17 protein-coding genes are annotated in these 19,819 nt (G+C 69.9%); 11 read left to right on the plus strand and 6 right to left on the minus strand.

Annotated elements, in window-relative coordinates:
• The first annotated feature begins 59 nt into the window (after positions 1–59).
• Positions 60–344, plus strand: a complete 285-nt coding sequence (locus ACN6LD_RS33460) for a hypothetical protein (protein WP_319196618.1) — start codon at positions 60–62, stop codon at positions 342–344.
• A 68-nt stretch (positions 345–412) separates the two neighbouring features.
• A complete protein-coding gene (locus tag ACN6LD_RS33465) occupies positions 413–574 on the plus strand; it encodes a hypothetical protein (RefSeq protein WP_445045125.1) in 162 nt (53 codons plus the stop codon).
• A 795-nt stretch (positions 575–1,369) separates the two neighbouring features.
• Here the strand turns inward: ACN6LD_RS33465 and ACN6LD_RS33470 are convergent.
• From ACN6LD_RS33470 to eccCa, 3 genes are read right to left on the minus strand one after another with little or no spacing between them, the layout of a single operon-like run.
• Positions 1,370–2,023, minus strand: a complete 654-nt coding sequence (locus tag ACN6LD_RS33470) for a hypothetical protein (protein ID WP_445045126.1) — start codon at positions 2,021–2,023, stop codon at positions 1,370–1,372.
• Positions 2,016–2,795, minus strand: a complete 780-nt coding sequence (locus tag ACN6LD_RS33475; RefSeq protein WP_445045127.1) for a hypothetical protein — start codon at positions 2,793–2,795, stop codon at positions 2,016–2,018. Before ACN6LD_RS33475 ends, ACN6LD_RS33470 begins: the two co-directional genes overlap by 8 nt.
• Positions 2,796–2,813: 18 nt before the next feature.
• Positions 2,814–6,791 (minus strand): type VII secretion protein EccCa, encoded by a 3,978-nt coding sequence (gene eccCa / locus ACN6LD_RS33480; RefSeq protein WP_445045128.1) that lies wholly within the window; start codon positions 6,789–6,791, stop codon positions 2,814–2,816.
• 220 nt (positions 6,792–7,011) lie between these two features.
• On the opposite strand from eccCa, the gene eccD reads away from it, so the two are divergent.
• A complete protein-coding gene (gene eccD, locus ACN6LD_RS33485) occupies positions 7,012–8,523 on the plus strand; it encodes a type VII secretion integral membrane protein EccD (RefSeq protein ID WP_319194410.1) in 1,512 nt (503 codons plus the stop codon).
• A 173-nt stretch (positions 8,524–8,696) separates the two neighbouring features.
• Here eccD and ACN6LD_RS33490 read toward each other — a convergent pair whose 3' ends face one another.
• Positions 8,697–9,005, minus strand: a complete 309-nt coding sequence (locus ACN6LD_RS33490; protein WP_319194411.1) for a DUF397 domain-containing protein — start codon at positions 9,003–9,005, stop codon at positions 8,697–8,699.
• A 378-nt stretch (positions 9,006–9,383) separates the two neighbouring features.
• Here ACN6LD_RS33490 and rpsO point away from each other — a divergent pair, with 378 nt between their 5' ends.
• The 5 genes from rpsO to ACN6LD_RS33515 all read left to right on the plus strand — a co-directional run bounded on the left by rpsO (position 9,384) and on the right by ACN6LD_RS33515 (position 14,941).
• Positions 9,384–9,671 (plus strand): 30S ribosomal protein S15, encoded by a 288-nt coding sequence (gene rpsO / locus ACN6LD_RS33495; RefSeq protein WP_057579463.1) that lies wholly within the window; start codon positions 9,384–9,386, stop codon positions 9,669–9,671.
• A 408-nt stretch (positions 9,672–10,079) separates the two neighbouring features.
• Positions 10,080–12,299, plus strand: coding sequence for a polyribonucleotide nucleotidyltransferase (locus ACN6LD_RS33500; protein ID WP_107441620.1), 2,220 nt, complete (start codon positions 10,080–10,082; stop codon positions 12,297–12,299).
• Positions 12,296–13,675 (plus strand): M16 family metallopeptidase, encoded by a 1,380-nt coding sequence (locus ACN6LD_RS33505; protein WP_445045129.1) that lies wholly within the window; start codon positions 12,296–12,298, stop codon positions 13,673–13,675. The genes ACN6LD_RS33500 and ACN6LD_RS33505 overlap by 4 nt, the downstream gene beginning before the upstream one ends.
• Before the next feature lie 45 nt (positions 13,676–13,720).
• Positions 13,721–14,473 carry a 4-hydroxy-tetrahydrodipicolinate reductase gene (dapB, locus tag ACN6LD_RS33510; protein WP_319194416.1) on the plus strand — a complete coding sequence of 251 codons (753 nt, stop codon included), beginning with the start codon at positions 13,721–13,723 and terminating at the stop codon, positions 14,471–14,473.
• A 12-nt stretch (positions 14,474–14,485) separates the two neighbouring features.
• A complete protein-coding gene (locus tag ACN6LD_RS33515) occupies positions 14,486–14,941 on the plus strand; it encodes a tetratricopeptide repeat protein (protein WP_319194418.1) in 456 nt (151 codons plus the stop codon).
• A gap of 84 nt (positions 14,942–15,025) precedes the next feature.
• Here the strand turns inward: ACN6LD_RS33515 and ACN6LD_RS33520 are convergent, their stop codons facing one another.
• Complete coding sequence (locus tag ACN6LD_RS33520; RefSeq protein WP_319194420.1) at positions 15,026–15,577, minus strand: YdbT family protein; 552 nt, start codon at positions 15,575–15,577, stop codon at positions 15,026–15,028.
• A gap of 105 nt (positions 15,578–15,682) precedes the next feature.
• A complete protein-coding gene (locus ACN6LD_RS33525; RefSeq protein WP_445045131.1) occupies positions 15,683–15,919 on the minus strand; it encodes a hypothetical protein in 237 nt (78 codons plus the stop codon).
• Positions 15,920–16,104: 185 nt separating this feature from the next.
• On the opposite strand from ACN6LD_RS33525, the gene thyX reads away from it, so the two are divergent.
• The 3 genes from thyX to ACN6LD_RS33540 all read left to right on the plus strand — a co-directional run bounded on the left by thyX (position 16,105) and on the right by ACN6LD_RS33540 (position 19,764).
• Positions 16,105–16,845: an FAD-dependent thymidylate synthase gene (thyX, locus tag ACN6LD_RS33530; RefSeq protein ID WP_319194422.1), complete on the plus strand. Its 741-nt coding sequence runs from the start codon at positions 16,105–16,107 to the stop codon at positions 16,843–16,845.
• A gap of 205 nt (positions 16,846–17,050) precedes the next feature.
• Positions 17,051–17,950, plus strand: coding sequence for a 4-hydroxy-tetrahydrodipicolinate synthase (gene dapA / locus ACN6LD_RS33535; RefSeq protein ID WP_319194424.1), 900 nt, complete (start codon positions 17,051–17,053; stop codon positions 17,948–17,950).
• 128 nt (positions 17,951–18,078) lie between these two features.
• Positions 18,079–19,764, plus strand: a complete 1,686-nt coding sequence (locus tag ACN6LD_RS33540) for a ribonuclease J (RefSeq protein ID WP_319194426.1) — start codon at positions 18,079–18,081, stop codon at positions 19,762–19,764.
• Positions 19,765–19,819: the final 55 nt, after the last annotated feature.

Here is a 19,819-nt window from a genome sequence, read left to right on the forward strand (position 1 = left end):
AAGACCCCCGCGACGGTAGGAGCCGTCCGGGGGCATGGCCGCCAACCCGATGGAGGTTGATGACAGTGAGCATTATCCACGCGTTGCTGCGCTGGATCCTGGGCGTGTTCGCGCCCGGCACCGGCAGGCGGAGGGCGGGTGCACACCCCGCCGTACCCGCCGCCCGCGCTGCACTGCGGGTCGACGTAAGGGGCGTACAGCGACTCCCCGCAGCCCGTTCCCCGTACGGGCTGCCCGAGATCCTCGACGGAGCCGCCACCGTCCCGGTCCGCCCGTACGTGCTCGCGGCTGACTTCGGAATCGGCCTCGACCGGTATGTCGTCGGCGCGGTGAGGGCGGCGTGATGGGTGCGGGGGACAGAAGGGGGGACAGGGCACCCCGCCCGCCCGTGCGGATGTGCGTGCGCTGCGAGGTGACCACGGAGACGCCGGTCGTGGTCGGAGTCGTCCACCAGAACTCGGGGCCGGGCTTCGTCATCTACGCGTGCCAGGCGTGCGCCGCCGCACACTACCCGCCACAACCGGACGTCCTCACCGTCCTGGCCCCGCCCCGCCGAGCCGGGAGTGCGCAGTGAGCCGGCGCATGGCTGAAAGGACGGGGGCAGCAAGGGAGTTGTCGCCGGAATGCGCTCTGGCCCATCGGCCCGGCTACGAGGACGTACACCTCGCGTGCCGCCGCCTGCGAGACATCCCGCTCCCGCACGGCGGGGGCCTGTTGCTCGTAGACCGTTGCCCCTGCTCCTGCCACCATCCACGGCCGGAGGGAGCCCGGACGGCCGCCGGCACCACACCGCGGCGGGAGCCTGACGTCCGACGCTGAGCGCCCGTGGGGCCTGTATCAGGTCGGAACCTCGACCCGATACAAGCCCGATCCGAAGATGGCGGCCCCGACGCGGGGATGCGGTATTGGTCCGCGGTGGCCATTGCGGCACTCTCTCGTGGGGAGGGCCTGGAGGCCGTGAATGCGGCCGTCCTCAGCCCGTTTCAGCTGCTCGAGGCGGAAGGCCGAGGAGGGGGCGGTGGCATGGGCGGGTACGGCGGCCGAGAAGGGATCCTGGCTGTGGGTGGTGCTGCTGACGGAATTGCCGGGGGCGGTGACGGCGGCGGAGGCGGCACCTCCGCGAACTCCGGCAGGACCGGGCCGCCTGTGCGTAGCCGCGCGATGGTCCGCTCGGCTCGGCGGCGGGCCGGCGGGGCGTCGTCACGAAGGAAGTGAAGACGTACGCGCCCCCGTCTGAGGTTGTCGGCGGCGATCAATCGGTAGCCGAGGGCATGGGTGATCTCCTCTATGCGGGCCTTCTGTGATGCCCGTGTGAGAAATTCGAAGCGGCCACGCCCGTCGAAATGTCTGATGATCTCCTCATCCGTCATCAGTCTTCCTCGTAGCGGGGCAACGCCTCAGGGAAGCTACGAGGCTCTTTGCACTCGGCCAACTTGTAGGCGTGTCGGGTGAGCTGGTACGCGAAATCGGTCAGGGCCTGACGCAGCTCGCCACCGGTGGCCCGGCTCTTCCCTGTCACGTTGACCTCCGCTATCAGAGCATATTCTTGTTTTCCGGCATCTTCTTTCATGTTCCTCGGCTGGCATGAGACATAGACTGAGGAAATAGCGCTGTCGTCGTCCGTCTGTGTCAGTGCCTCGATGCCGCCTCGCGTGACTCTTATGACATGGTTACCTGCAAGACTTCCGTAGTGCTCTTCCCATGCGGACCTGGGCGTATCTCGAAGGTCCACCATTCCTGACAGGATAGAATCACCACTCGTGGAAACATTGCAGTAGAAGTCGAAATTATCTCCAGTTCCCCCTTGGTTTGAATGTTCCTCTGCCGCTCGTGCCCGTGGAAGGCTCTGGATCGCGATGTCACGTTGTACGGCACCGTCGCACACCTTGTCGGGCAACAGGTAAAGTCCCTTCATGGAGAACAGGGCAATGGCCCCACCTATCAGTCCGCAGGTCACCAGACCGATGAGGAAGCCTTTCGCGGCCTTTAGGGTCGCCTCCCTTTCCGGCCCCCTTTTACTCATACTGCTCCTTAGCGCGACTCAAATAGTAGTCACTGTCCTTCCAGCCATCGTTGACGGCTTGCCGCATGGTGTCCTTTATTTCATCCCTCGGTAGGTCAATCTTGTTTCGGTCGAGGGCATCTTCCATCGACCACTGCGTCTGCTGGCTGACCGAGTCGCGCATCCTGAACAAGTCTTGACTGGAGTGATACAGCGCTTCGTCTTTGGCGCCCTCGAGTTGCTGGCCATCGATTAGGCGATCAACCGCTGATCCGGCGACGGCGCCCAGCATCCCGCCGCCCACGGCGCCCATCGCTGCTCCTCCGAGTCTCTCGGGGACTTCGATGAAGGTCAGGCCGACCGCAGCCCAGGTCTTAGCGAAATCACCTTTTGCCTTCAGTGCGCTGTTGTAGTCCTTCTCGCCACTGATGCTGTCGTTGATCTCTGCGTTTGCGGCAGAATGGCCTACAAGCCCCTCGATGATCCCTGAATTTCTGCCGATATCCGCAAGGACCTTTTCGCGGCTCCCGTCGAACAGGGAGGAATCTGAAAGGTGTGCTTCAAGGAGATTTGCAGTGTAGATGCTTTCTCCGTAGATGATCCCTGCTCTTCCGTAAGGGTCCGCTGACGTCGCTGAAAGGAAGCGAGTTACATCCGAAACGTTGAGACCCGCAGCAACGCTTTGCCCACGGTTCGACCGCGGCCAAAATCGGGAGGCGAGGACCGGCCACCGCCGGACCTCCGGGAGCCCTCGGTCGGAGAGCCGCGAACCCCGGTTCGCGACTCCCCTCACCCCTGCGCTCCCCTCAGCTCACTCCGCCCCCTCCATCCCTTCCTCCACCAACCCCACCTGCACCAGCGGCTTCCCTCGGCGCCGGGAGACGAAGATGCCGCGGCCCGCGGGCATCGGGCGGGGGCGGACGCCGCCCAGGAGGTCGCCCTCGCCGGGGTCGCCCGCCAGGACCACACCCTGCGCCCCGAGTTCCTTGACGCGCTGCATGAACGCCTCGTACGAGGCACGCCCCGCGCCCGCCGTGGACCGCGCGATGATGAACCGCACCCCCACGTCCCGGGCGAACGGCAGCAGTTCGGTCAGTCCCGCCAGCGGGTTGCCGCTCGACGTGGCGACGAGGTCGTAGTCGTCGACGACGACGAAGACCGTCGGGCCCCGCCACCAGCTGCGGTCCCGGAGTTGCTGCGCCGTCACGTCGGCCGTCGGCGTCCGGCGCTTCATGAGGTCGGCGAGCGCGGCCATGTGATGGTCCATCGCGTTGGACATCGGGATGTACTCGGCGAGATGCGACGCCGGAGTCACGTCCAGCAGGGAACGCCGGTTGTCGACCACGAACAGCTTGCACTCGTCGCCCGAATACCGCTGTGTGAGCTGCTTGATCAGCAGCCGCAGCAGGTTCGACTTGCCGGACTCGCTCTCGCCGAGGACGAGGAAGAACGGATCCTGCTCGAAGTCGACGAAGACCGGCTCGAGACGGTCCTCGTCGAGGCCGAACGCGACCCCGCGGCGCGGGAAGCGGTCGCCCGGCGGCAGCGACTCGGCAGGGAACTCCCGCGGCAGCAGCCGCACTTCCGGCGCGGGCGCGGCCTGCCAGTGCCGGGAGACCTCCGCGGCCAGGGCCTGCGTGGCGTCGGAGAGCTCGGTGTCCGAGGCGAGGCCGTCGATCCGCGGCACCGCGGCCATGAAGTGCAGCTTCTGGGGCGACTGCCCCCGGCCGGGAACGCCCGACGGGACGTTCGCGGCGAGCTTGCGGTCGATCTCGGAGTCCATCGTGTCGCCGAGCCGGAGCTCCAGCCGGTTCATCAGGTGATCCTTGAGAGCGGCCCTGACCTCCATCGACCGCGACGCCGTCAGCACCAGGTGGATGCCGTAGCCGAGGCCGCGCGCCGCGATCTCGTGGACGATCTGGTCCAGCGCCTCGTAGTCCGCCCGGAAGTTGCCCCATCCGTCGATGACCAGGAAGACGTCGCCCCACGGCTGGTCCGTGACCGAGATCTCGCCCCGGGCCCGCCTGGTCCGGAAGTCGGCGATCGAGGAGATCCCCGACGCGCGGAAGTACTCCTCGCGCCGGGTCAGGACGCCGTACACCTCCGCCACCGTCCGCCGCACCCGCTCGGGGTCCAGCCGGGAGGCGACCCCGCCCACGTGTGGCAGGCCGGCCACCGAGGCCATCCCGCCGCCGCCGAAGTCGAGGCCGTAGAACTGCACCTCGTGCGGGGTGTGGGTGAGGGCGAACGCCGAGATCAGGGTGCGCAGCAGCGTCGACTTGCCGGACTGCGGGCCGCCCACGATCTGCATATGGCCGGCCGCGCCGGAGAAGTCGACCCACAGCGAGTCACGGCGCTGCTCGAACGGCTTGTCCACCAGGCCGACCGGCACGACCAGCCGTCCCGCGCCCTCGTAGCCGGGCTGGGTGAGCCCACGGCCCTCCACCGCCGTGAGACCCGGCAACAGCGCGTCCAGCGACGGCGGGCTGTCCAGGGGCGGCAGCCACACCTGGTGCGCCGCCGGGCCCTGCGCCTCCAGCCGGCGCACGATCACGTCGAGCACCGTGTCCGCCAGCGCGTCGTCGACCTCCGCTTCGCCGGCCGCGCGGGCCTGCGGCACGGCCGCGTACCGCACCGGCACCTCGGACGAGGTGAAGAGCACCGGCCGCCGGTCCAGGGGCAGCGGGCCGCCCCCCGGCGCCGTCCGCTGACCGCCCGAGCGGTAGACACCGGACACGTACGCCGCCTTGAACCGCACCATTTCGTCGGTCCCGAACTTCAGGAACCCCGAACCCGGCACATTGGGCAGCGAGTACGCGTCGGGCACGCCCAGCGCCGCCCGCGACTCCGCGGCGGAGAACGTGCGCAGACCGACGCGGTACGACAGATACGTCTCCAGTCCGCGCAGCCGCCCCTCCTCCAGGCGCTGCGAGGCCAGCAGCAGATGCACGCCGAGCGAGCGCCCGATCCGGCCGATCTGCACGAACATCTCGATGAAGTCCGGCTTCGCGGTGAGCAGTTCGCTGAACTCGTCGATCACCAGCACCAGCGAGGGGATCGGCTGCAGGGCGGCTCCCGCGGCCCTCGCCTTCTCGTAGTCGTGGATGTTGGCGTAGTTGCCCGCGTTGCGCAGCAGCTCCTGACGGCGGTTGAGCTCGCCCCTGATGGAGTCGCCCATCCGGTCGACCAGCGTCAGATCGTCCGCCAGGTTGGTGATCACGGCCGCGACGTGCGGCATCTGCGCCATCCCCGCGAACGTGGCGCCGCCCTTGAAGTCGGCGAGGACGAAGTTCAGCGTCTCCGACGAGTGCGTCACCGCCAGCCCCAGCACCAGCGTGCGCAGCAGCTCGGACTTGCCGGAACCGGTCGCGCCCACGCACAGACCGTGCGGACCCATGCCCTCCTGCGCCGCCTCCTTCAGGTCCAGCATCACCGGACGGCCGTCCTCGCCCACCCCGATCGGCACCCGCAGCCGCTCGGCCAGCGAACGCGGCCGCCAGGTGCGCTGGGTGTCCACCGACGCGGCGTCGCCGAGGTTCAGCAGCTCGGTGAACTCCAGGTTGGCCAGCAGCGGCTCGTCGTCGTCGCCGCCGGAGGCCATCCGCAGCGGAGCGAGCTGCCGGGCGAGCGCCTCCGCGGACTCCGGCGACAGCATGTCGGGCGTCCCCTCGTAGACGGCCCCGTGCCCCGACTCCAGCCGCAGCGCCCCGGGCTGTACGACGATGTCGAGCTCGCCGCCCGCTCCCGTCAGCTCGCCGGGGACGATCTCGAGGACCGTCACGCCCTGCAGGCCCTCGGAGTTGGCCAGGACCGAGTCCTGGGGGAGCGACACACCGTCCAGGATCACGACCACGTGCGGCTCGTCGGGCAGCGGCGTCGCGTTCGGGTGGAAGCGCGGCCGCCCGGTCAGCCGGGAGCCGAGCAGGCTCTCCAGCTCACGGGTGTTCGAGCCGATCAGCCGGCGGCTGCCCGCCCCGTCCACGGCGCCGGACGCCTGGACGTGCGGCAGCCACTTCGCCCACTCCCATTCCGGCAGTTCGTCGCGGCCCGCCGCGACCACGAGCACCAGGTCCTCGGACGAGTGCAGCGCGGCCAGCGAACCGGCCAGGGCCCGGGCACAGGAGCGGACCGGGTCCGCCTCGCCGCTGATCGTCACGTGGTAGAAGGCACGCAGGGAGACCGCCATCGGCAGGTCGTCCAGACTGTCGTGCACGGCGAGGAAGCGCTGCAGCGCGCCGGCCGTCAGCGGCTCCAGCTGCTCCACCGGGGCGGTCTCCGGGGCGACCAGCGGGGTGGCGAGTGCCTGGGCGCCGAGGCCCACCCGGACCTGCCCGAAGTCCTCGTCCCCGGGCCGCCGTTCCCACACCCGGCTGCCCTCGGCGACCAGGGCCCACAGCTGCTCGGGGGAGGGGTGCAGGTAGTACTGCGCGTCACGCTGTGCCCGCGCGGTGTCCAGCGCGGTACGCCGGGTCTGCGCCAGGTAGCTGAGGTAGTCCCGGCGCAGATCCGCCAACTGCCCCTGGGAACCCCGCCGGAAACGCACGACCATCGCGATCGACATGGCCACCGTCGAGGCGATCATCACCATGCCCATGATGCGCATGAACGGCTGCCCGCTCGTGAAGAAGAAGACCACCGAGCCGCCCATGCCGAGCGTCGGCAGCAGTTGCATCAGCACGCTCTCCTGATGCCCCCGAGGCAACTCGGGCGGAGGCTGCAGAACGACCTCGCCCATGGGCACCTCGGACGGCAGCGCCCTGGGCGGACGCTTCACGACGATGTGGCTCACTGCTCACCAATCCCCTTGCGAGGCCCCCGGGAAGTACCGTCCGCCACCCCGTGTCAGGCGGACGCAGGCCGCCGCGTGATCCTACTGACTGCTGGTACCACCGCGGGGCGGTAGGGTGCCGGATGTTCGCGTGAGCACACCGCGGGCCGCGCGGCCGCACCGACCTGCGCGGGACCTTCACACAGCCGACGCGAGACCATCACTGAGGGGGAGCAGCAGGGTGAGCATCACGACCTCCGCGGCAGCCACCGGCGAAGGACGCGGCGCCGCAGCCGCGCCCGCGGCGGGGACGGGGCTCGGCTTCTGCCGGGTCACCATCGTCGCCCCCGACAGCCGGATCGACGTGGCGCTGCCCGACGACATCCCGGTCGCCGATCTCTACCCGGAGATCCTCCGGCTCGCCCGGCAGAGCCCCGCCGAGGGCGCGCCGGTCGGCTACACCCTCGTCCGCAGGGACGGCTCCGTCCTCGACAGCTCGCGGTCGTTCGCCGCCCAGCACATCCTCGACGGCGAACTCCTCACGCTGCGCCCGTTCTCCGAGTCGCTGCCGCCCGCCGTCTTCGACGACGTGTCCGAGGCGGTCGCCTCGGCCGTCACGCGCGAGCACACCCTGTGGAGCGGCGAACTGACCCGCGCCGCGGGCCTCGTCGGCGGAAGCGTGCTGCCGGCCCTGCTCGCCTTTGTGGCCTGGACCGGCGACCCGCACCATGACATGCACGGCCTGCCCGGCGTCCTCGCCGCAGTCGTCGGGGTGCTGCTGGTCGCCCTCGCCGGCGTCCGGGCCCGCGTCTACGACGACCGCGGCTCCGCGATCGCCCTCGGCCTCGGCGCCCTGCCCAACGTGGCGGTGGCGGGCTCCGGCCTCCTCGCGCTCGCCGACGGCCAGGGCATCGGCAAGCTGCAGTTCCTGCTGGCCTGCGCGGCGGTTCTGCCGGCGTCGGTGCTGCTCACCCTGTGCTCCCCGCGCGGCGACGGCCCGTTCGTCGCTTTCGTGGTCGCGTCGGGCGCGGGCCTCGCGGCGGTGTTCGCGGCGATGCTCGCGCACTGGAGCCCGGCCGAGACCGCCGCCCTGTGCGCCCCCGTCGGCGTGGGCGCCCTGGCGTTCCTGCCCGGCCTGTCCATGCGCTTCGCCCGCCTGCCGATCGGCTTCGACGCCCCGGACTCCGCCTCACGCCGCGCCTACGGCGCCGATCCCGCGCCCCGGGAACCGGTCGACGCCGAGCGGATCGCCGCACAGGCCCGCCGCGGCCACGAACTCCTGGTCGGCCTGGTCGGCGGCTGCGCGGTGATCACGGTCGGCGCCTGCGCGGTCCTCGGGTTCTCGGACGGCGTCTGGGCCCAGCTGCTCGCGCTGGCCACGGGCGCCGCCCTGCTGATGCGCGCCCACCTCTTCCGATACACCGCGCAGGTCGCCCCGGTGCTGGCCGCGGGCCTCGGCTCGCTCGTCCTGCTCGGACTCGGCCTGGCGCTCAACCCGCCCCACTCGGTGATCCGCGACGCCCTCACCGGCGACCGCACCGACCTGGACATCCGCACGGTCTGGCTGGTCGCCGCCGTCGCCGCGGCCGCGGCGATCGTCACCTCGATCGGGCTGATCACCTCGCGGGGCGGCCTCACCCCGTTCTGGGGACGTTTCATGGAGATCGCCGAGGGCTTCGTCCTGCTGACGCTGGTGCCGCTGGCCCTGGCCGTCTTCGACGTGTACTCGGCAGTCCGCTCGATGACCGGCTGACTGCCTTCCCGGCAGGAAGGCCCCGGGCCGGACGCCCAGGGCGCCTGCACCGAGGCCTCGAGACCGTCCCGCGGTGACGCGGCACCGGCACCGAGGCCTCGTCGCCGTCCCGCCGTGGCGCGTGGTACCTACTCCGAGGCGGCCTCCGCCACCGTCCCGCCGTGGCGTGGCGCCTACTCCGACGGGGCCTCCGCGGCCGTCCCGCCGCTGTGCGGCGCCGGCTCCAGGTCGAACTCGCCGTCCCGGGCGCCCAGCACGAAGGCACGCCACTCCGCCTCGGTGTAGCGCAGCACCGTCTCCGGGTCGAGCGAGGACCGCATCGCCACGGCCCCCTCGGGCAGGCAGGCGATCTCGACGCGCTCCTCGTGCTCCTCCGTGCCCGGCGCGCTCTGCCACTCGACGCCGGAGATGTCGAGCGCGTACAGCTCGTCCCGCTCCCGCTCCTTGCGCGCTTTGACTGCCTTGTCCTCGGCATCGGCCATGTCGGCTCCGACCCTTCCTCTGAGATCCCGCTGTCCCAACTGTCCCAACGAGCTGCAGCGTCACCCTACTTGCCGACGTTCCCCCTGCTCAGAGGTTCTTCCGTTACGTTCCGGTCAGCCGACGTCGCCCGTACACTGCCCCCGCTCACCCGAGTGCCGCCGGACCGTCCGCCGCGATATCCGGGCAGGTCGGGCGCACCGGCCTGATACCCTGGCTCTCGGCCGTTTGTGTACGCACCCCCGGAAGCACCCTCAGGCAACGTCTGAAGGTTCTGGAGGTCGCGCCCAGCGGATCCCCGCCTCCCGAGTAACGGAAGCTCCCCCGAGACCAAGACCGGGGGCACTCGATGGCCACGGAAAAGACTACGAGGAGTACGCGTGCCGCTCGACGCCGCTACGAAGAAGCAGCTCATCAGCGAGTTCGGTCAGAAGGAGGGCGACACCGGCTCCCCCGAGGTCCAGGTCGCCATGCTGTCCCGCCGGATCTCGGACCTGACCGAGCACCTCAAGACGCACAAGCACGACCACCACTCCCGTCGTGGTCTGCTGATCCTGGTCGGCCAGCGTCGCCGCCTGCTGCAGTACCTCGCCAAGAAGGACATCCAGCGCTTCCGTGCGCTGGTCGACCGTCTCGGCATCCGCCGCGGTGCGGCGGGCGCCAAGTAGCACGCCGTGAGGGGAGCGGTTCCCGGAGAACGGGACCGCTCCCTTTGCTGTACACCTCGGTGCGTGCCACTGCGGTACGCACCGACACGCACCACGACAGGGCCCGTCGTACGCCCGACCGTGCAGCGCGACGTGCGGAGTGTCACCGACGCTTTGTAGTGTGGTAGCACAACGCCATACGTACGACACAGCGTGATGACGTGTACTCGCTGCGGGTAGACGTCACCACGCACACCGAACGAGGAGAAGCGCGCCTAGCCGCCGCCGGTCCTCGGTAGTGGCCCCCGGGCGAGAGAACCCCGGGTGCTTCGATCGAAGACCGGCCCGCACCGAGCGTTTCTCCGCCACCGTCCCCCTGCCACACGGGCAGCGAGGGACGAAAGACGACAAGTAACGGAGAAAATGCTAGTGGAGAACGAGACCCACTACGCCGAGGCCGTCATCGACAACGGCACCTTCGGCACCCGCACCATCCGCTTCGAGACGGGCCGCCTGGCCAAGCAGGCCGCCGGCTCCGCCGTGGCGTACCTGGACGACGACACCATGGTGCTGTCGGCCACCACCGCCTCCAAGAACCCCAAGGACCAGCTCGACTTCTTCCCCCTCACGGTGGACGTCGAGGAGCGGATGTACGCCGCCGGCAAGATCCCCGGCAGCTTCTTCCGCCGTGAGGGCCGTCCCTCCGAGGACGCCATCCTCACCTGCCGCCTGATCGACCGCCCGCTGCGCCCGTCCTTCCGCAAGGGCCTGCGCAACGAGATCCAGGTCGTCGCCACCATCATGGCGCTCAACCCCGACCACCTGTACGACGTCGTGGCGATCAACGCCGCCTCCGCGTCCACCCAGCTGGCCGGCCTGCCCTTCTCCGGCCCGATCGGCGGCGTCCGCGTCGCGCTGATCAACGGCCAGTGGGTCGCGTTCCCGACGCACACCGAGCTCGAGGACGCCGTCTTCGACATGGTGGTCGCGGGCCGCGTCCTGGAGGACGGCGACGTCGCCATCATGATGGTCGAGGCCGAGGCCACCGAGAAGACCATCCAGCTCGTCGCCGGCGGCGCCGAGGCGCCGACCGAGGAGGTCGTCGCCGCCGGTCTGGACGCCGCGAAGCCCTTCATCAAGGTGCTCTGCAAGGCCCAGGCCGACCTCGCCGCCAAGGCCGCGAAGCCGACCGGCGACTTCCCGGTCTTCCTCGACTACCAGGACGACATCCTGGAGGCCCTGTCCGCCGCCGTCCGCCCGGAGCTCGCCTCCGCGCTGACCATCGCCGGCAAGCAGGACCGCGAGGCCGAGCTCGACCGCGTCAAGGCGCTCGCCGCCGAGAAGCTCCTCCCGGAGTTCGAGGGCCGCGAGAAGGAGATCTCCGCCGCGTACCGCTCGCTCACCAAGCAGCTGGTCCGCGAGCGCGTGATCAAGGAGAAGACCCGCATCGACGGCCGTGGCGTCACGGACATCCGTACGCTCGCCGCCGAGGTCGAGGCCATCCCGCGCGTGCACGGCTCGGCGCTGTTCGAGCGTGGCGAGACCCAGATCCTGGGCGTCACCACCCTCAACATGCTCCGCATGGAGCAGCAGCTGGACACCCTCTCCCCGGTGACCCGCAAGCGCTACATGCACAACTACAACTTCCCGCCGTACTCCGTCGGCGAGACCGGCCGCGTGGGCTCCCCCAAGCGCCGCGAGATCGGCCACGGCGCCCTCGCCGAGCGCGCCATCGTGCCGGTCCTGCCGACGCGCGAGGAGTTCCCCTACGCGATCCGTCAGGTGTCCGAGGCCCTCGGCTCCAACGGCTCGACGTCCATGGGCTCGGTCTGCGCCTCCACCATGTCGCTGCTGAACGCCGGTGTGCCCCTCAAGGCCCCCGTCGCCGGCATCGCCATGGGCCTGATCTCCCAGGAGATCAACGGCGAGACGCACTACGTCGCCCTCACCGACATCCTCGGTGCGGAGGACGCCTTCGGCGACATGGACTTCAAGGTCGCCGGCACCAAGGAGTTCGTCACCGCCCTCCAGCTCGACACCAAGCTGGACGGCATCCCGGCCTCCGTCCTGGCCGCGGCCCTCAAGCAGGCCCGCGACGCCCGCCTCCACATCCTCGACGTGATGATGGAAGCGATCGACACGCCGGACGAGATGTCCCCCAACGCCCCGCGGATCATCACCGTCAAGATCCCCGTGGACAAGATCGGTGAGGTCATCGGCCCGAAGGGCAAGATGATCAACCAGATCCAGGAGGACACCGGCGCCGAGATCACGATCGAGGACGACGGCACCATCTACATCGGTGCCCAGGTCGGCTCGCAGGCCGAGGCCGCCCGCGCCACGATCAACGGCATCGCCAACCCGACCATGCCGGAGGTCGGCGAGCGTTACCTGGGCACGGTCGTCAAGACCACGACCTTCGGTGCGTTCGTGTCGCTGCTCCCGGGCAAGGACGGTCTGCTGCACATCTCGCAGATCCGCAAGCTCGCCGGCGGCAAGCGCGTGGAGAACGTCGAGGACGTGCTCGGTGTGGGCTCCAAGGTCCAGGTCGAGATCGCCGAGATCGACTCCCGCGGCAAGCTCTCCCTGATCCCCGTGATCGAGGGCGAGGAAGCTGCCGAGGACGCGAAGGACGACTCCGACAAGTGACGTCGAGTAGCTCCCAGGCGAAGGCCCGCACCTCTTCGGAGGCGCGGGCCGTCGCCCGTACCCAAACCCTGATCAAGGGCACGGCCGGCATCGGCGTCGTCCGCAAGACCACCCTGCCGGGCGGCCTGCGCATCGTCACCGAGACCCTTCCGTCGGTCCGCTCCGCCACCTTCGGCATCTGGGCGCACGTCGGCTCCCGTGACGAGACGCCGTCCCTGAACGGCGCCACGCACTACCTGGAGCACCTCCTCTTCAAGGGGACGACCCGCAGGTCCGCGCTCGACATCTCCTCCGCGATAGACGCGGTGGGCGGCGAGATGAACGCGTTCACGGCGAAGGAGTACACGTGCTACTACGCGCGCGTGCTCGACACCGACCTGCCGCTCGCCATCGACGTCGTCTGCGACATGCTGACCGGCTCCCTCATCCGCGAGGAGGACGTCAACGTCGAGCGCGGCGCGATCCTCGAAGAGATCGCCATGACCGAGGACGACCCCGGCGACTGCGTGCACGACCTGTTCGCGCAGACGATGTTCGGGGACAACCCCCTCGGCCGACCGGTCCTCGGCACCGTCGACACGGTCAACGCCCTCACCGCCGACCGCATCCGCCGCTTCTACCGGAAGCACTACGACCCGACCCACCTCGTGGTCGCCGCCGCCGGCAACATCGACCACAACAAGGTCGTCCGCCAGGTCCGCGCGGCCTTCGAGAAGGCGGGCTCCCTCAGGAACACCGACGCGGCGCCCATCGCCCCGCGCGACGGCCGTCGCTCGATCCGTTCCTCCGGCCGGGTCGAGCTGATCGGCCGCAAGACCGAACAAGCGCACGTCGTGCTCGGCATGCCCGGTCTCGCCCGCACGGACGACCGGCGCTGGGCGCTGGGCGTGCTGAACACGGCCCTCGGCGGCGGCATGTCCTCCCGCCTCTTCCAGGAGGTCCGCGAGAAGCGCGGCCTGGCCTACAGCGTGTACTCGTACACCTCGGGCTTCGCCGACTGCGGCCTCTTCGGCGTGTACGCGGGCTGCCGCCCGAGCCAGGTGCACGACGTGCTGAAGATCTGCCGGGACGAACTCGACCAGGTCGCCGAGCACGGCCTGTCCGACGAGGAGATCGTCCGCGCCATCGGCCAGCTCCGCGGTTCCACGGTCCTCGGCCTGGAGGACACCGGCGCGCTCATGAACCGCATCGGCAAGAGCGAGCTGTGCTGGGGCGACCAGATGTCCGTCGACGACATGCTGGCCCGGATAGCGGCCGTCACCCCGGACGAGGTCCGCTCCGTGGCCCGCGACATCCTGGGACAGCGCCCGTCGCTGTCGGTCATCGGCCCGCTCAAGGACAAGCAGGCGGCCCGGCTGCACGACGCGGTCGCCTGACCCCCTCTGCCGGCCTTCGGCAACTTCGGTAAGGAAGCACAAAAGATGAGCAAGCTGCGCGTGGCGGTCCTCGGCGCCAACGGCCGGATCGGCTCCGAGGCGGTACGGGCGGTCGAGGCCGCCGAGGACATGGAGCTGGTGGCCGCCCTCGGCCGCGGCGACGACCTGGAGACGCTGGCGAAGACCGGCGCCCAGGTCGCGGTCGAACTGACCACCCCCGCTTCGGTCATGGACAACCTCGACTTCTGCGTACGGCACGGCATCCACGCCGTGGTCGGCACCACCGGCTGGACGGACGAACGCCTCGCGCAGCTGAACGACTGGCTGGCCGCGTCCCCCGCCACAGGCGTGCTCATCGCGCCCAACTTCTCCATCGGGGCCGTCCTCACCATGAAGTTCGCGCAGATCGCCGCGCCGTACTTCGAGTCCGTCGAGGTCGTGGAACTGCACCACCCCAACAAGGTGGACGCCCCCTCCGGCACCGCCACCCGCACCGCCCAGCTCATCGCCGAGGCCCGCCGCGCGGCCGGCTCGGCCCCGGCCCCGGACGCCACGGCGACGGCGCTCGACGGGGCGCGGGGAGCCAGCGTCGACGGCGTCCCGGTGCACGCGATCAGGCTGCGGGGCCTCCTGGCCCACCAGGAGGTCTTGCTGGGCGGCGAGGGCGAGACCCTGACCGTCCGCCACGACTCGCTCCACCACAGCAGCTTCATGCCGGGCATCCTGCTGGGAGCCCGCCGGGTGGTGTCGACGCCGGGCCTCACCTTCGGCCTGGAACACTTCCTGGACCTGAACTGAGCCTCTGACGTCATGCGCGCGAAGATCTCCTACGCCCTCACGGCCGCCGTCCTGGTCTTCTACTTCGTCCTGGTCGGCAGTCGCGGCGTCATGCTCATCCAGTCCGGCACCCTGCTGACCGTCACCTTCGGCGTGGCGGTGCTGATCCTCCCGGTCATCGGCGTCTGGTTCCTGTGGAAGAACACCCAGTTCGTCCGTCGGGCCAACGCCCTCGCCGCGGAACTCGACGCAGAGGGCGGTCTGCCCGTCGACGAGCTGAGGCGGACCCCGAGCGGCCGTGTCGACCGTGACTCGGCCGACGAGGTGTTCGCCGTGCGCAAGGCCGAGACCGAGGCGGCCCCCGAGGACTGGCGCACCTGGTTCCGGCTCGCCGTCGCCTACCACGACGCCCGGGACACCCCCCGGGCCCGCAAGGCCATGCAGCGGGCGATCCGCCTGCACGACGGCAAGCCCGTCGAGGCCGTCTGACCTCGCCCACCCCCGCCCGTCCTGCCGGTACGCGGAAGGGCCGGCCCGCGCTCTGGCGGACCGGCCCCTTCGTGCGTCCGGCGATCAGCCGTGCCGGTTCTCCGCGGCCCACGCCTCGACCGCGTCAGCCGCCCGGTCGAAGGCCTCGCCGCGCGCCAGGAAGTCCGCCCCGTGGGTGGTCAGCAAGGGAGTGCTCTCGGCGGGCCGGTCCCGTCGCGCGACCGTCAGAGCCTGCCCCTGGACGGTCCGCGGCAGCCCCAGCCAGCGCACCGGCTGCTGCACGGTGTGCACCGCCCCGACCCGCTCCCACGGCAACGTGCGCGTGGCGAGGAAGCCGACATGGCGCAGCCCCCGCGCGCTCACCCACACCCCCATGCGCAGCAGTCGCAGGGCGGCGGCGATCACCAGCAGCGAGCCGCCGAAGATCACGGCGGCCTCGGACATCGAGCCGGTCAGGGCGATGATGACGGCCGCGAACAGCACGAACGAGGCGAGCAGCAGTGTCAGCGCCGCGATCCCGACACGCCAGGGGCCGGGCCGGTAGGGGCGCCGCCAGCGCTCATGGTCCTCGAAGGGCAGGGCGACGTCGTCCGCCGCGTCGAACGGTCGGTCGGCCGTCAGAAAGGGCAGGGGCACGACTGGTCCTCACTCGTCCATGCGTGGGCTGTGCCCGGTGAGGCTATCCGTCGGCGTCCCCGCTCACCACTATCGGGGGTCCGTGGCGGCGAGACCGGCCCCGCGTCAGCGGCCCTGGGACGCCTGTGACTGCTGGGCCTGCGAGGAGTCGTCGACGCTCAGCGCCGGCATCCCGATGACCACCGAGCCCACGAGCCCGGCCACGATGGTGAGCCCCAGCAGCCAGCGCCCAACTGTCCGGCTCACGGAGGACCGCTCGGGGGGCGGGGGAGTGACATTGCTTCGGAACCTGTCGGCCTCGGCGAGGAAGGCGAAGGGGACGGGCTCGCGCCGGCGGAGCATGGTGGGCACTTCCTCCTGGAACGTGTGGGACGTCGTCTACCGATACAGACGAGCGAGTGCCCGAAAACGTGCCCCATATCGGCAGACGTCCTGCAGAGATCCGCGGCACGCCCATGCCCGTCCGGCCCAACGGCCCCCGTAGAGTTGGCGCCGCTCCGAAGACGCGATGGAAGGACCTCCGCACCGTGACCGACAGCCCCGCCGACGACCTCAAGCCCGGCTTCCGCAGCGACGTCACCGTCGAGCTGGTCAAGCACACCGCGTCGGACGCCGACGTGCTCTTCGCCGCCCGTGTCTCGACCGTCGGCGAGCAGTCCCTCGACGAGCTGGGCAAGGACCCCGAACGCTCGAAGGGCCTGATCAACTATCTGATGCGGGACCGGCACGGCAGCCCCTTCGAGCACAACTCGATGACCTTCTTCATCAGCGCCCCGATCTTCGTCTTCCGCGAGTTCATGCGGCACCGCGTGGGCTGGTCCTACAACGAGGAGAGCGGCCGTTACCGGGAGCTCCAGCCGGTCTTCTACGTCCCCGGCGAGTCCCGCAAGCTGGTCCAGCAGGGCCGCCCCGGCAAGTACGTCTTCGTCGAGGGCACCCAGGCACAGCAGGAGCTCGTGGGCCGCACCATGGAGGACTCCTACCGACGGGCGTACGAGGCCTACCAGGAGATGCTCGCCGCCGGAGTCGCCCGCGAGGTCGCCCGCGCGGTCCTCCCGGTCGGCCTGTTCTCCTCGATGTACGCCACCTGCAACGCCCGCTCGCTGATGCACTTCCTGGGCCTGCGCACCCAGCACGAGCTGGCGAAGGTCCCGTCGTTCCCGCAGCGGGAGATCGAGATGGTGGGCGAGAAGATGGAGGCCGAGTGGGCCCGGCTCATGCCCCTCACCTACGCGGCCTTCAACGCGAACGGGCGTGTCGCGCCCTGACGGGGACGGGCTACGGAGACGTATGTACGGATCATCCGCCCGAAGTGTCCGTATTGCGGCATTTAGAGAAGTTCATCTAGCCTGATCAAACGGACCCGGCACTGCTTGAACCCCCGAGCAGGCAGTGCCGGGTTCCATCTTTGTCATGACTTTTCGCGCCCCCCGAGGGCAGACCCCGCGGTGAGCAACGAGTAGCGTGTCACCCATGGCTCCGACCTCCACTCCGCAGACCCCCTTCGGGCGGGTCCTCACCGCCATGGTCACGCCCTTCACGGCGGACGGCGCGATCGACCTCGACGGCGCACAGCGGCTCGCCACCCACCTGGTGGACGCAGGCAACGACGGCCTGATCGTCAACGGCACCACCGGCGAGTCGCCCACCACCAGCGACGCGGAGAAATCGGATCTGGTACGAGCCGTCGTGGAGGCCGTCGGAGACCGGGCCCACGTGGTCGCGGGAGTCGGCACCAACGACACCCACCACAGCGTCGAGCTGGCCAAGACGGCAGAGACGACGGGCGCACACGGCCTCCTGGTCGTCACCCCGTACTACAACAAGCCCCCGCAGGAGGGCCTGTACCGCCACTTCACGGCTGTCGCCGACGCCACCGGACTGCCGGTCATGCTCTACGACATCCCCGGCCGCAGCGGAGTCCCGATCAGCACCGAGACGCTGGTCCGCCTCGCCGCCCACCCGCGGATCGTCGCCAACAAGGACGCCAAGGGCGACCTCGGCCGTGCCGGCTGGGCCATCGCGCGCTCCGGCCTCGCCTGGTACTCCGGCGACGACATGCTGAACCTGCCGCTGCTCTCCGTGGGCGCGGTCGGCTTCGTCTCGGTGGTCGGCCACTTGGTCACCCCGGACCTGCGTGCCCTGGTCGAGGCGTTCACCGCCGGCGACGTCCAGAAGGCCACGGAGATCCACCAGAAGCTGCTCCCCGTCTACACGGGAATGTTCCGCACCCAGGGCGTCATGACGACGAAGGCGGCGCTCGCCCTGCAGGGCCTGCCCGCGGGACCGCTGCGCCCGCCCATGGTCGAGTGCTCGCCCGAAGAGATCGAACAGCTCAAGATCGATCTTGCCGCGGGCGGGGTACAGCTCTGACAACAGACTTCACAACTGAATAGGCAGGCCACCGGTGCCTGCAATCCACAACGACAACTGCTTCTGCACGAACGTCATGCGCGCCACGTGCCCACCGGTACGTGGCGCGCGTGTTTGAGGAGAGTCTTTTGAGTCATCCGCATCCGCAACTCGCTGCGCCCCCGCAGCTCGTCGAGGGCGGCCTCCGGGTCACCCCGCTCGGCGGGCTCGGTGAGATCGGCCGGAACATGACGGTCTTCGAGTACGGCGGCCGTCTGCTGATCGTCGACTGCGGGGTGCTGTTCCCCGAGGAGGAGCAGCCCGGCATCGACCTGATCCTGCCGGACTTCTCGTCCATCCGGGACCGCCTCGACGACATCGAGGGCATCGTCCTCACCCATGGCCACGAGGACCACATCGGCGCCGTCCCCTACCTCCTCCGGGAGAAGGCGGACATCCCGCTGATCGGCTCCAAGCTGACCCTCGCCCTGATCGAGGCCAAGCTCCAGGAGCACCGGATCCGCCCGTACACCCTCGAGGTGGCGGAGGGGCACCGTGAGCGCATCGGCCCGTTCGACTGCGAGTTCATCGCCGTCAACCACTCGATCCCGGACGCTCTCGCCGTCGCGATCCGTACGCCCGCCGGCATGGTGGTCCACACGGGCGACTTCAAGATGGACCAGCTCCCGCTGGACGGCCGGCTCACCGACCTGCACGCGTTCGCACGCCTGAGCGAGGAAGGCATCGACCTTCTTCTCTCCGACTCGACGAACGCCGAGGTCCCCGGATTCGTGCCGCCCGAGCGGGACATCTCCAACGTCCTGCGCACGGTCTTCGCCGGAGCCCGCAAGCGGATCATCGTGGCCAGCTTCGCCAGCCACGTCCACCGCATCCAGCAGATCCTCGACGCGGCGCACGAGCACGGCCGCCGTGTCGCCTTCGTGGGCCGCTCGATGGTCCGCAACATGGGCATCGCGCGCGACCTCGGATACCTGAAGGTCCCGCCGGGCCTCGTCGTGGACGTCAAGACCCTCGACGACCTCCCGGACCACGAGGTCGTGCTGGTGTGCACGGGTTCCCAGGGCGAACCGATGGCCGCCCTGTCCCGCATGGCCAACCGCGACCACCAGATCCGCATCGTCCCCGGCGACACGGTGATCCTGGCGTCGTCGCTCATCCCGGGCAACGAGAACGCGGTCTACCGGGTGATCAACGGTCTGACGCGCTGGGGCGCGAACGTCATCCACAAGGGCAACGCCAAGGTGCACGTCTCGGGCCACGCGTCCGCCGGCGAGCTCCTGTACTTCTACAACATCTGCCGTCCGAAGAACCTGATGCCGGTCCACGGCGAATGGCGGCACCTGCGCGCCAACGCCGAGCTGGGAGCCCTGACCGGCGTCCCGCACGACCGCATCGTGATCGCGGAGGACGGCGTGGTCGTCGACCTGGTCGAGGGCAAGGCGAAGATCGCAGGCAAGGTCCAGGCGGGTTACGTGTACGTCGACGGCCTCTCGGTCGGCGACGTCGGCGAGCCGGCCCTCAAGGACCGGAAGATCCTGGGAGACGAAGGCATCATCTCGGTCTTCGTCGTCGTGGACTCGTCCACCGGCAAGATCACGGGCGGCCCCCACATCCAGGCCCGCGGCTCGGGCATCGAGGACTCGGCCTTCTCGGCCGTCACCCCGAAGATCGCCGAGGTTCTGGAACGCTCCGCGCAGGACGGTGTCGTGGAGCCCCACCAGCTGCAGCAGCTCATCCGCCGCACCCTGGGCAAGTGGGTCTCCGACACCTATCGCCGCAGGCCGATGATCCTGCCGGTCGTGGTGGAGGTCTGAGCGACGTACGACCGCTCGTACGCGTGAACCGGGAGCGGGGGGGGGGGGGGGGGGG

Source organism: Streptomyces sp. SAS_272 (assembly GCF_052543235.1).

Coding starts and splice junctions, on each gene's coding strand:
- ACN6LD_RS33460 (WP_319196618.1), top strand. CDS start 60: ATGACAGTGAGCATTATCCACGCGTTGCTGCGCTGGATCCTGGGCGTG.
- ACN6LD_RS33470 (WP_445045126.1), bottom strand. CDS start 2,023: ATGAGTAAAAGGGGGCCGGAAAGGGAGGCGACCCTAAAGGCCGCGAAA.
- ACN6LD_RS33490 (WP_319194411.1), bottom strand. CDS start 9,005: ATGGCCGATGCCGAGGACAAGGCAGTCAAAGCGCGCAAGGAGCGGGAG.
- dapB (WP_319194416.1), top strand. CDS start 13,721: ATGAGCAAGCTGCGCGTGGCGGTCCTCGGCGCCAACGGCCGGATCGGC.
- ACN6LD_RS33515 (WP_319194418.1), top strand. CDS start 14,486: ATGCGCGCGAAGATCTCCTACGCCCTCACGGCCGCCGTCCTGGTCTTC.
- ACN6LD_RS33525 (WP_445045131.1), bottom strand. CDS start 15,919: ATGCTCCGCCGGCGCGAGCCCGTCCCCTTCGCCTTCCTCGCCGAGGCC.
- dapA (WP_319194424.1), top strand. CDS start 17,051: ATGGCTCCGACCTCCACTCCGCAGACCCCCTTCGGGCGGGTCCTCACC.